An 11,868-nucleotide genomic window follows, 5' to 3' on the forward strand; every position below is an offset into this window, starting at 1 on the left:
AAATTATTTTTTGGCTTAATAAATTGTTCAACTTCTATCCTGATAATAATATTCTTATTTTTGTGGAAATTAAAAACAGCTCTTTTTAAGGAGTGACTATTTAGAGTTGGCAATATTCTTAATCATTCCATCAAAAATAAAAAAATGAAAAGGAATCATACTGTACCAATACACTCGACCTAGAATTCCTTTTGGTCTAAAGGTTGCAATTTGGTGTAAAATATTATTTTCATCAATTCGAAACTCTAGCCAAGCCTCACCAGGAACTCGCATTTCGGCAAATAGAAGCAATCTTTTCCCTTCTTTATCAGCTAGTAAAACTCGCCAAAAATCTAGTGAATCACCGTTGTCTAAATGTGTTGGACTTGTTCTGCCACGTCGTAAGCCAACTCCTCCGAAAAGTTTATCTATAAATCCTCTTAATTTCCACATCCAATTTCCATAATACCAACCTTTATCTCCTCCAATTGACCATATATTTTCAATAACTTGTTCTGAATCAGTAATTTTAATTTTTTTACTGTCTTTTAAACATCCAAAATTGGGTACTTGTATATAGTTTGAAAAATTGTTTTTGAATTCACTACTAGACAAACTATCTTTCCAACTCGAAATCACCAAGTTTTGTTCTATTTTTTCAAATGCTAATTTTATCGCATCAACATAAGAGATGGTTTTTATATTAAGTATTTTTTGTAATCTATTGTCGCTACAAATCACTTCAACCTTCATGCTGTCAACTAAATTCATAGCTAACTTATATGATGTAGAAGTTACAAAATATAACCAATACGAAGAAAGTTTTGGTGTCATAACAGGAATTGTCCAAATAGCTAGTTTGATTTGTCGTGTTTTGGCATATAATTGCATCATTTGCTTGTAGGTAATAACATTAGGGCCACCAATGTCAAATGATTCATTAAAACATTCTTTTTTATTTTGAACTCCAATTAAAAATTGAATTACATCTCGAATGGCTATGGGTTGTGTTTTGGTTAAAACCCATTTTGGCGTTATCATTAAAGGTAGCTTTTCGCATAAATCTCTTATTATTTCAAAAGAAGAACTTCCAGAGCCTACAATTATTCCGGCTTTAAGTACGGTAAGTTTTGGCACACCTGAGCTTAATATTTTTTCTACATTATTTCTAGAGAGCATGTGCTTGGAAAGGTTAGGGTCATTAACAATTCCGCTCAAATATATCACTTGTTTAATGTTCATGTGATTGGAGTATTTGTTAAAATTTTTCGCAGCAATAGCTTCCATTTTATCAAATGAACTGGTTGAACTTGACATTGAATGAATTAAGAAATAACTAATATCAATTCCTTCTGGACATTTTTTAAAATCTACATCATCTAGAAAATCTACTTCCCAAGTGCTAACTCTATTTAAAGTAGTTGCATCTAGTCCCAATCGAGTTTTATCGCGAACACAACAAACTACTTCATGACCTTGCCTCAATAATTCTGGTAACAAACGTTTTCCAATATATCCATTTGCTCCTGTTAATAGAATTTTCATAGTACAAAAGTTTTAATTTATTAAAGCCATAATTTTCTAAACTCCTTATTTTTATCATATTCACTGGCTTGTTTTTCAATATTAAAATAGCGGTGTCCTCTTGGATCATTGCCAACGCCAGCCAAATATGCCCAGTTCCCCCAATTGCTGCATACATCATAATCGATTAACTGTTCCTCAAAATAGGCAGCTCCAAAACGCCAGTCCATATTCAATTCATTACAAAAAAAACTGGCTACATTTTGTCGTCCACGATTGCTCATAAAACCTGTAAGTTTCAATTCGAGCATATTAGCATTTATAAAATCGGAAGTAGTTTTACCATTTATCCACTGAGATAGCAATTTATTATTTAATGATTTTGAATTTATTTTTTCGGTTTTTATACCAGAATACAAGAAAAACTTGGTTTGGTGTTTTTTGAACATAAATCTAAAGAAATCGCGCCAAAGCAATTCGAAAACTAACCAATATGTTGATTCGTTTGCGCCAAATTGAAATTCATATTTTTTAATTTCATTGTAAATAAATCTAGGAGAAATACAGCCCAAAGACAACCAAGCAGAAAATTTAGATGAATAATCTGCTCCAATCATTCCGTTTCGAGTTTCTTTATAAATAGAAAGGTTTTTTGTTTCAAAAAAATAATGGTTTAATCTATTCATTGCTTCAGTTTCTCCACCTTTGAATTTAATGGCAGCACGAGAATCGATTGCGGAAAATTCTAAATCTAATGTTTTTAAAGTTGGCAAATTTAGAGATGGAATTGATGGCGAATTTATTTTTACGGGTTTCTTGAAAACAGCTCTAATTGTAGCATCTTGTTCGGTTTTTTTTCTAAAATTGGTAAAAACATCCGGAATGTTTTTAATAGAAAAAGGTAAATCTTCAGCATGATATAATGTGCTGGTACTAAAAGTTTCTAGTTCGCAACGCAATTTAAATAATTCGTCTTGAACTAATTTTTCGGTTCTTTTTTCTTCGTAAGCGACTTCGCGTTTGGCAAAAACTTTTTGAACTTTATATTCTTGAACAATTTTCGGAATTTCAATTTCTGGTTTTCCTTTCACAATCAACAATCCAGAACCAATATCTCGTAAATTATTATCTAAATCTTGTAATGATTCCAACAAAAATTGTGTTCTAAAACTCCCTGTTTTTTTGAAGCCATATTTGGTGGTTTCAAAATGCGAATCATCAAAACAATACACAGGAATTATTTGTTCGCTTTGCAAAATAGCTTTGATAAGTGTTTCGTTATCTTCTACTCGTAAATCGGTTTTAAACCAAACTATTGCTGTCTTAATCATAATTCATTAATTTTTTTTAAATAATAATCGGCTTGTTGTAACAACGCTGCTTTGTCATCAGGTTTCATTTTTCGCCAAACATTGTACATCATTCCAATTCTCGGATTTTTTCCTAATTTATCTTCGTTTTTATCGTAGAAATTCCAATATAAACTATTAAAAGGACAAGCTTTTTCTCCGGTTTTCACTGCTTTTTTATAGAAACAACTTCCGCAATAATGACTCATTTTATCTATATACGAAGCAGAACTAACATATGGTTTTGTACCTACAATTCCGCCATCGGCAAATTGACTCATACCACGTGTATTCGTAATTTCTACCCATTCAATCGCATCAATATAAATGCCTAAATACCAAGCGTCCACTTCATCAGGATGCACTCCGGCTAAAAGCGCGAAATTTCCAGTTACCATTAAACGTTGAATGTGATGGGCGTAAGCGTAATTTAAAGATTGATTTATGGCATCTTTTAAGCAATTCATTTTTGTTTTTCCTGTCCAAAACCAATCGGGTAATTTATTTTCATGGTTGAAAAAATTCATGGTGGCGTAATTTGGCATTTTGTTCCAATAAATACCTCGCATGTATTCGCGCCAGCCAATAATTTGTCTAACAAAACCTTCGAGTTGATTGTAGGCAATTTCTTCTGGACGCTTTTCCCATTCTTCGATGGCTCGATTAATAACTTCTAAAGGAGAAATCAGTTTCACATTCATAGAAAACGAAAGTCTAGCATGATATAACGACCATTCATTAGGTGTCATTGCATCTTGATAACTTCCAAAGAGTGACAAACATTCCGTCACAAAAAAATCTAATAATTCTACTGATTGCGATCTAGTTGTTGGCCAAACAAAGTTTTTCGTATCAATAGTTCCAATAGTTTTGATATCGGTTTTATGGATTTCAGCCACAATTTCTGAAACATCAATATTAAAAACTAATGGCGATGTTGGTTTATGATCTTTGGGTAATTTTTTTCTATTTTCTCCGTCATAATTCCATTTTCCGGTCAAGGGTTTATCACCTTGCATTAAAACATTGTGCTTTTTTCGCATCATGTGATAGAAACTTTCCATCAGAAATTTTTTTTTGCCTTCGAAAAAATCACCAAGTTCATTTCTAGAACTCATAAAATGTTCTGAATCGACAACAGAAGTTGAAACAGAAAGTGTTTGACAAAAGTTTTTCAACAATTCGTCTAAACGATATTCATCTGGTAATTGGTATTCGAAATGGGTAAAATCTTCTTTATCAATAAGTTGTTTCAGGTTTTTGTCAAACGCTTGTAAATTAGTTGATTCGTTTAAATGGAAATAAATGACTTGATGGTTTTCCTGTTTTAATTCGGAAGCGAAATTTCTCATAGCGGAAAAAAACCCAGCTATTTTTTGAATATGATGCGTGGCATAATCGGTTTCAGAACGAATTTCCATTAGTACATACAAAATGGAATCATTAGGAGTTTGAAACCAAGAATGATTTATATTTAATTGATCGCCGAGAATTAATCGTAAAGTTTTTGACATTTTATTTATTGCTTCTGCATTTATCACTACAATATTTTACTTCATCCCAAACGGTTGACCATTTTTTGCGCCAAGCGAAAGGTTTTTGGCAAACTAGACAAATTTTATTGGGTAGGTTTTGTTTTTTTACTCCTCGCATTTTTGAATTTATTAGGATTGGTTACATGCTTTTGTAAAATTCTTTTTCCTTCTTCCTTGACTTCATCTTTTTTGCGAAAACTCCATACGATATCACTTGCATATTTTCTGGTTTCTTCAACGTTTACAATTGGATCTGGATAATCTTTTCCTATTTTACAATTATAAAATTGTTGTTCCATGTCGTTCATTTTCCAAGGTTCGTGTAATAATGAAACTGGAATTTCAGCTAATTCTGGTAACCATTGTTTTATGAAAATTCCTTCCGAGTCGTGTTCTTCTGAGTTTTTTATCGGATTATAAATCCGGATTGTATTAATTCCCGTTGTGCCAGATTGCATTTGAATTTGTGGATAATGAATTCCGGGTTCGTAATCTAAAAATTGTCGAGCTAAAAAATGCAGTTCTCGCCAATCTTGCCATAAATTGAAGGTAAAAAAAGAAACCACCATCGCTCGCATTCTAAAATTGATATAACCCGTTGCTGCCAAACATCGCATGCAGGCATCTACAATAGGAACGCCAGTTTTACCTTCTTGCCAAGCTTTTATGTAGGTTTCATTTTTTGGTTTTATTAACGCATTGTATGCTTTATTTACGTTTTCAAATTCCATTTGGCATTCGTCTTCAAATTTTTGCATAAAATGGCAATGCCAATGTAATCTGGAAACAAAATTTAGAATAGCTCGTTTGTTTTTCGAAGTTTCATAATGCTGATTGGTATATTGATAAACCATTCGCATACTGATATTCCCGTAAGCTAAATACGGAGATAATCGGCTACAACCTTTTCTACTTAATGCTGGTTTTGAAATGTGTTTGCTATAATTAACGTAACGCTCTTTAACGAAACTATCTAAATAACGCCAAGCTAAAGTCTCACCGCCTTGCTGAAAGTTTTTGTTGTGAGTGGTAATTTCAGTTTGTAATGTTTTACCTCTTATTGATTCATAAAAATCAGGTTTTAATTGAACTAGATTTAAATCGGATTCTTTTATTATTTTTGGTGAAGCACGCATCACATCTTCCCAACGTTTATCCCAATTTTGTCGTGATTTTAGTTTTCTAATTACACCATGCATTTGAAATTCTTTCCAGACAATATTGTTTTTTTGAAAAAACTCTTGCATTTCAATATCTCTATCGAATGTGATTTTATTACCAATTTCTTGATGTGAAAAAATGGTTTTTACTTCGAAGTTTTTGATAATTTCTGAAAACACGAATGCTGCTTCGTTATGAAAAAAATAGATATTATTATTTGATGGATTTAATTTATTTTGTAATTCTTGAATCGATTCGTAAATAAATCGCCAATGACGCACATCGGCATCATCATACTTCATAACCGAGTGTTCAAAAATATAAATCAACAACAAAGGTAAACCAGATTGGTGTGCTTGAAACAATGCTTCGTTATCAGTGAAACGTAAGTCTCGTTTAAACCAAACAATATTGATTGCTTTTTTATTCAAAATTTAAATTATAGATGTAATTATCTCGTCAGGTTTTGCATAACTCAATCGGTCTAATTTGGTGGTTTTGTGATAACTATCCAAACCAGAACATGTTATGGTATTTGCTTTTTCTAAATCTAAAAACCCGTCTTCATTCAGGCAGTTTTGAGGAAAATAAACTTCTTTAATTTCTCCAATAATCATAATGGTATTATTGATGGTGATTTCTATTTTTTCTTTAAATTCAACGCCAAGCTGTATGTTACTTTCTTTTACAAAAGGTGCTTTAAAATTATTTTTATATTCTGATTGTAATCCTGTTATATCAAATTCGGAAATATCAGAATCGTATCTAGCCGAAGTTTGATGTGCTTGTTTATAAATATTTTCGTTAATATGATTGATGGTATAAAAACCAGTTTCTAGAATATTTCTTAATGTATCACGTTCTGGCGGACTTGGACGAAAAACCACCGCAATTAATGGGGGATTAGCACCAATATGAAAAATAGAACTGAAAATTGCCAAATTAGTTTGCCCGTTATTATTTGTAGTTCCTAGCAACGAAACACTTTTAAAACCTCCTAAACTATTAATAAAATGAACACGTTCTTGTTTTTTCATGTTCATTATCTCTGAAGAAGAAATATATTTTTGCATTGTATTTTTGATGTTAGAGAGAATTAGGTAAAAATTTCATTTTTTTAAGAAAAAAAGTTATCTTTTTGATTTAAGATCAACCACTTTTTATCACTATTTAATTTGAAAGTAGCAATATGTTCTTTATTCCATTCTTGTGGAGAAATTAAGGATAAAAAATTGACACCGTCATGACCAGTATACAAATGGTAAATTTCGCCAATAACGGGTTCAAAGGAAAATTTTGCATTATATACTAATTCATTCCATTCGTATTCTTCCATTAATTTTTGATATTGTAACTTGAGTTCGTTAAACTTGTTTTCAAACTCTTTGTTTACATTGTGTATGCTTCTATTTTTCCAAGCTACAACATCATCTGTTTTAATTACTGGTGCGCCAACTGTTGTTGCGTAAGGTAAAATATTAGCGTGATATCCTTTTTCTTCAGAAAAAACTACATTATCAGGTATTTCTTTTTCCATTTTACTTTATTTTTTTATCGCTTAGATATTTTATTATTAGAAATAGTTCTTTGCAGTTTGCATTTGAAACGGTCAATTCCTTCAACACGTTTGGCAAGATGCTTGGTTTTGCAATTCTCAACACGCTTTCGCCAAAGTTTGTAACTAGAAAATTTTAGTTCTTTTTTCATTAAAGCCTTTACATTGGCTTCTGCTAAACCAAATTGAAATTTTATAGCATCAAAAGGAGTTCGGTCTTCCCATGCCATTTCTATTATTCTGTCAATTGCAATGTCGTCTAATTCTTTTTTTTGTGTAATCGGCATTATTTTGTTTAATTAAAATTAAATAAAGTTAAACAAAGTTAAACAATTTAATTTGGAATTCAATTAAGTATCGTGAATAAAAAAATCCGTTACTTAATTTTAAGTAACGGATTTTGAAAATATCAGGTGGTTTTCTTAAAAAAGTAAAGCCACTTGTTCGTTTACAAACTCTAAAAAGCGTTCGTCTTTTTCTGTAAACGGATCGATAATATTAGAATCGATATCTATTTGGCCGATATTTTTTCCATCAACAAATAATGGAACTACAATTTCCGATTTTACGGTAAAACTACAAGCAATATAGTTGTCTTGTGCCGCAACATCTGGTACAACAAAATTCTCGTTAGAAACCGCTACTTGTCCGCAGATTCCTTTCCCAAATGGGATTACAGTATGATCTGTAGCCGCACCAACATATGGGCCAAGATGTAAGGTTTTTGTTTCGTGATTAGCAAAGTAAAAACCAACCCAAGTGTAGTATGTGATATTTGCTTCAAGCAACTCGCAAACTTTGAGTAATTTTTCATCTCTAGAAAGTGATGTATTTATGGTGATTTCAATTACTTTTGGTTTTAATGCTTCGAAAGTCATATTTTCTAAATTTTCTGCAAAAGTATTTAAAGCTGGTTCTAATTTTTATATAAATTTGTTAAAATTTCTATTTTGAAAAAATATTTTATTCAATACAAACCATTTTTGCTTTTTCTAGGGAAGTTTTTCTTGGCGTATTTTGTATTTACTCTTATTTATAGAATTTATATAGGAACTTCTTGTGATGATTGTATAGATGGAATAACTGAAAACGTTTCAGTATTAACAGGGAAATTTTCAAATTTAATAGGCATAAAGTTGTCAGTTGTTAGCGATTACATGCATTATAATATTGTTTACAACAATAAGATTGCCGCCACAATTATTGAAGGTTGTAATGCGATTAGCGTTATTATTTTATTCATTTCGTTTGTAGTTGCCTTTTCGGGAAAGCTAAAACAAACATTGGTTTTTATTTTAGGCGGAAGTTTATTTATTTATGTTCTAAATATATTTAGAATAATAATTTTAAGTATTTTAATGTATTATTATCCAGAGCAAGAACATATTTTGCATGGTGTAATTTTTCCGCTAATAATTTATGGAGCCGTCTTTATTTTGTGGGTAATTTGGGTTAATAAATTTTCGAAATATGCTTCAAAAGTTACTAAATAACAAAATTAACATCATACAACTTATTTTCCTTATTGGATTATTGGTATTAGTTCGTGCTTTCGAAAACGACTTGTTTTATGATCCATTTCTGAATTATTTTAAAGAAGAAAACACTACAGTTTATCCTGAAATAAAATCTTTCAATATTTTTATTAGTTTGTTTTTTAGATATTTTATCAATACAGTAATTTCGTTGGCTATATTGTATGTTATTTTTAAAGATTTGAGTTTGATTAAATTCGTCTCTGTTTTATACCTATTGTTTTTCGTTCTATTGATAATTGGTTTTTATATTCTTTTAAATTTTTTCGACGAAAGCCAAAAAATGTCACTTTTTTATATCAGAAGGTTTATTATTCAACCTATTTTTATTTTGCTTTTTATACCTGGTTTTTATTTTCAGAGAGAATCAGAAAAAAAATAACAAATCATTAGTATTTGTCCTTTAATTAATTGTGTAACTTTGCGAAGTGAAAATTACAAAACACATCAGTATTTTATTAGCAGTGCTATTATTGGTTTCCAATATTGGGTTTGCTTTTAACGTGCATTATTGTGGAGATGAAATTGCTTCGGTTTCTATAGATGACCCGTTTTTCAAACAAAATCCAGAAGATGATTGTTGCGGAATTGCTGAAAAAAAATCGAATTGTTGTAACGATAAAGTTATTAAATTCGATAAAAAATCAGACAATTCGATTGTAAAAATAGTTAGTTTTCAAACTGATATTCCTTTTGTTTTTCAAGAATGGAAGCCTATTATTTTTGGTGAAAAACCTGTTTTCGAAAATTGCAAAATAGTTTCTTATACCTGCAATGCAAATGCTTCGCCCATTTTTATGCGGAATTGCCAACTCATTTTCTACGCCTAATTTTAATGTTTAACTCGAATTAATCGAATTTTAAACATTAAAATAATTTACAATGAAAAAAACAATTTTGTTTTTTGTTGTTTTATCTTCGTTTTCCATTTTTGCGCAAGACACTTTACAAGCTGTAAAAATAGAAGCAGGACGGAAAAAACTTCAAAAATCATTACTCAAAACGACCAATACAACGGTTTTGTCTAGCCACGAATTGCTAAAAGCTGCTTGTTGTAACCTCGCCGAAAGTTTCGAAACAAACCCATCAATCGATGTCAATTTTTCCGATGCTTTAACAGGAACAAAGCAAATAAAAATGCTGGGACTTACAAGTCCCTATTTATTAATTACCGAAGAAAACATTCCTTCTGTTCGTGGTGCTTCGCAAGCTTACGGATTGTCATTTACGCCTGGAACTTGGGTAGAAAGTATTCAAATAACAAAAGGTGCAGGAAGCGTAATTAATGGATACGAAAGTATTTCTGGACAAATAAATACCGAATTACTTAAGCCAATAAAGGACATTCCGTTTTTTCTGAATGTATATGGTTCTTCGGATTCTAGAATGGAAATAAATGCACATCTCAACAAGAAATTTTCTGATAAATGGGCAACTAGTTTGTTTATTCATGGCAATAATAGATTGTCGAAAAATGACATGAACGACGACGGATTTTTAGATAACCCATTAGCAAATCAGATTAATGTTCTGAATCGTTGGCAATATACCAATGCCGAAAAAGGTTGGGTTAGTTTTTTAAATTTCCGCTATATGAATGATGAAAAGCAAACTGGTCAAATCGATTTCAATTCAAATACTGATAAATTAACGACCAATTCTTGGGGTTCTGAAATAAATACGCAGCGTTTCGATTTCTCATCAAAAATTGGATATGTTTGGCCTGAAATGCCTTTTCAAAGTATCGGTTTTCAGAATGCTTATAATTCACATAATCAAGAGTCTTATTTTGGTTTGACACAATACAATATCAAACAAAATAGTTTTTATTCGAACCTGATTTTCAATTCGATAATTAGCAATACGATGAATAAATTTTCTGCGGGTTTAAATTTTACTTCCGATGAATATCAGGAGTTTGTAAATGCAAATGATTACAGTCGCAATGATAATTCGCTGGGTACTTTCTTCGAATATACTTATGATAACACGGACAATTTTAGCGTTATTTTGGGTGGAAGATTAGATTATCAGAACCGACTCGGGTTTTTTGCAACGCCAAGACTTCATGCAAGATATAATCCATGGAAAGACGGTGTTTTGCGTTTTTCTGCAGGAAGAGGAAAACGTTCGGCTAATATTTTTGCCGAAAACCAACAACTTTTTGGGAGTTCTAGGAATTTTAATATTTTGGATAATTCAGGAAAAATTTATGGTTTGAATCCTGAAATTGCATGGAATTATGGTGCTGGTTTTTTACAGAAATTTAAAATTTTCACAAAAAGTGCTGATGTTTCTATCGATTTCTATAGAACCGATTTTCAGAATCAAGTTGTGGTCGATTTGTTTCAAAGCGCACAACAAGTCGATTTTTATAATTTGAAAGGAAAATCTTTTGCTAACAGTTTGCAATTTGAATTTAATCTAGAAATTATAAAACATTTAAATTTAAGAACATCCTATAAGTTTTATGATAATAAAACCGATTATAATTCGGGTGCTTTTCAGCGACCATTGCAAGCGCAACAACGCTTTTTTGGAAACTTAGAATTTGAAACACATATTAAAGAAAAAGGGCAACAATGGAAATTTGATTATACTTTCAACTGGATTGGAAAACAACAATTGCCAAACACAACAACAAACCCTATTCAGGATAGATTGTCTGATTTTTCTAAATCGTATTCGTTGATGAATGCCCAAATTACAAGAACTTTTTCTTCGAGATTTGAAATGTATGTTGGTGGCGAAAATATGGGTAATTACAAACAGGAAAAAGCTATTTTAGGTGCAGACAATCCTTTTGGAACAAGTTTTGATAGTAGTATTGTATATGCTCCAGTTTTTGGTCAAATGTATTATGCAGGTTTACGATTTAAGGTTAAATAATTAATTATCAAACTCAGTTTATACTGCTTGTCAGACTGAGCTTCTCGAAGTCAATAAAAAAAAATAAAATAAAAATGAAAAACATAATTATAATACTATTAGTTTCTTTTCTTGGATTTTCTATGAATGCACAAGAAGTAAAAAATAATAAAAATGCCAAATATAGTTTTGAAGTAAATGGCAATTGCGAAATGTGTCAGAAGCGAATTCAGAAAGCTGCCTTAAGTGTTTCGGGTGTAAAATCTGTTTTATGGAATATAGAAACGCACCAATTGAATTTGATTCTAAATGAACAAAAAGCATCGGTTATTGATGTCAAGAAAGCCATTGCAAAAGTAGGT

Annotated in this window: 14 protein-coding genes; 5 read left to right on the plus strand and 9 right to left on the minus strand. The window is 31.0% G+C overall.

Annotation, left to right across the window (positions count from 1 at the left end; all coding sequences use genetic code 11):
• Window positions 1–96 precede the first annotated feature (96 nt).
• From ACHZC3_RS05905 to ACHZC3_RS05945, 9 genes are all read right to left on the minus strand, one after another.
• On the minus strand, window positions 97–1,524 hold the full coding sequence (locus ACHZC3_RS05905) for an SDR family oxidoreductase (protein ID WP_394758952.1): 1,428 nt from the start codon (window positions 1,522–1,524) through the stop codon (window positions 97–99).
• Between the two features lie 20 nt (window positions 1,525–1,544).
• Window positions 1,545–2,834 carry a DASH family cryptochrome gene (locus tag ACHZC3_RS05910; RefSeq protein WP_394758953.1) on the minus strand — a complete coding sequence of 430 codons (1,290 nt, stop codon included), beginning with the start codon at window positions 2,832–2,834 and terminating at the stop codon, window positions 1,545–1,547.
• Window positions 2,831–4,366 carry a cryptochrome/photolyase family protein gene (locus ACHZC3_RS05915; protein WP_394758954.1) on the minus strand — a complete coding sequence of 512 codons (1,536 nt, stop codon included), beginning with the start codon at window positions 4,364–4,366 and terminating at the stop codon, window positions 2,831–2,833. The genes ACHZC3_RS05910 and ACHZC3_RS05915 overlap by 4 nt, the downstream gene beginning before the upstream one ends.
• A 1-nt stretch (window position 4,367) precedes the next feature.
• Window positions 4,368–4,505 carry a DUF2256 domain-containing protein gene (locus tag ACHZC3_RS05920; protein WP_394758955.1) on the minus strand — a complete coding sequence of 46 codons (138 nt, stop codon included), beginning with the start codon at window positions 4,503–4,505 and terminating at the stop codon, window positions 4,368–4,370.
• Window positions 4,471–5,979, minus strand: coding sequence for a deoxyribodipyrimidine photo-lyase/cryptochrome family protein (locus ACHZC3_RS05925; RefSeq protein ID WP_394758956.1), 1,509 nt, complete (start codon window positions 5,977–5,979; stop codon window positions 4,471–4,473). The genes ACHZC3_RS05920 and ACHZC3_RS05925 overlap by 35 nt, the downstream gene beginning before the upstream one ends.
• Window positions 5,980–5,982: 3 nt before the next feature.
• Window positions 5,983–6,621 (minus strand): flavin reductase family protein, encoded by a 639-nt coding sequence (locus tag ACHZC3_RS05930; protein ID WP_394758957.1) that lies wholly within the window; start codon window positions 6,619–6,621, stop codon window positions 5,983–5,985.
• A gap of 44 nt (window positions 6,622–6,665) precedes the next feature.
• Entirely contained in the window at window positions 6,666–7,085 is a 420-nt protein-coding gene (locus ACHZC3_RS05935) for a DUF2452 domain-containing protein (RefSeq protein WP_394758958.1), read from the minus strand.
• A 14-nt stretch (window positions 7,086–7,099) separates the two neighbouring features.
• A complete protein-coding gene (locus tag ACHZC3_RS05940) occupies window positions 7,100–7,390 on the minus strand; it encodes a TIGR03643 family protein (protein WP_394758959.1) in 291 nt (96 codons plus the stop codon).
• Between the two features lie 135 nt (window positions 7,391–7,525).
• On the minus strand, window positions 7,526–7,981 hold the full coding sequence (locus tag ACHZC3_RS05945) for a GAF domain-containing protein (protein WP_394758960.1): 456 nt from the start codon (window positions 7,979–7,981) through the stop codon (window positions 7,526–7,528).
• Window positions 7,982–8,053: 72 nt separating this feature from the next.
• Between ACHZC3_RS05945 and xrtF the strand changes: the two genes are divergently transcribed.
• From xrtF to ACHZC3_RS05970, 5 genes are all read left to right on the plus strand, one after another.
• A complete protein-coding gene (gene xrtF, locus ACHZC3_RS05950; protein WP_394758961.1) occupies window positions 8,054–8,596 on the plus strand; it encodes an exosortase family protein XrtF in 543 nt (180 codons plus the stop codon).
• Window positions 8,574–9,020 carry an exosortase F system-associated protein gene (locus tag ACHZC3_RS05955; protein ID WP_394758962.1) on the plus strand — a complete coding sequence of 149 codons (447 nt, stop codon included), beginning with the start codon at window positions 8,574–8,576 and terminating at the stop codon, window positions 9,018–9,020. The genes xrtF and ACHZC3_RS05955 overlap by 23 nt, the downstream gene beginning before the upstream one ends.
• Before the next feature lie 46 nt (window positions 9,021–9,066).
• Window positions 9,067–9,468, plus strand: coding sequence for a hypothetical protein (locus ACHZC3_RS05960; protein WP_394758963.1), 402 nt, complete (start codon window positions 9,067–9,069; stop codon window positions 9,466–9,468).
• 52 nt (window positions 9,469–9,520) lie between these two features.
• Window positions 9,521–11,527, plus strand: coding sequence for a TonB-dependent receptor plug domain-containing protein (locus tag ACHZC3_RS05965; protein WP_394758964.1), 2,007 nt, complete (start codon window positions 9,521–9,523; stop codon window positions 11,525–11,527).
• Window positions 11,528–11,601: 74 nt separating this feature from the next.
• The coding region (locus tag ACHZC3_RS05970) for a heavy-metal-associated domain-containing protein (RefSeq protein WP_394758965.1) at window positions 11,602–11,868 on the plus strand (267 nt) is incomplete at its 3' end.

Origin of the sequence: Flavobacterium sp. (genome assembly GCF_043720215.1) — a bacterium.
Lineage (GTDB): Bacteria > Bacteroidota > Bacteroidia > Flavobacteriales > Flavobacteriaceae > Flavobacterium.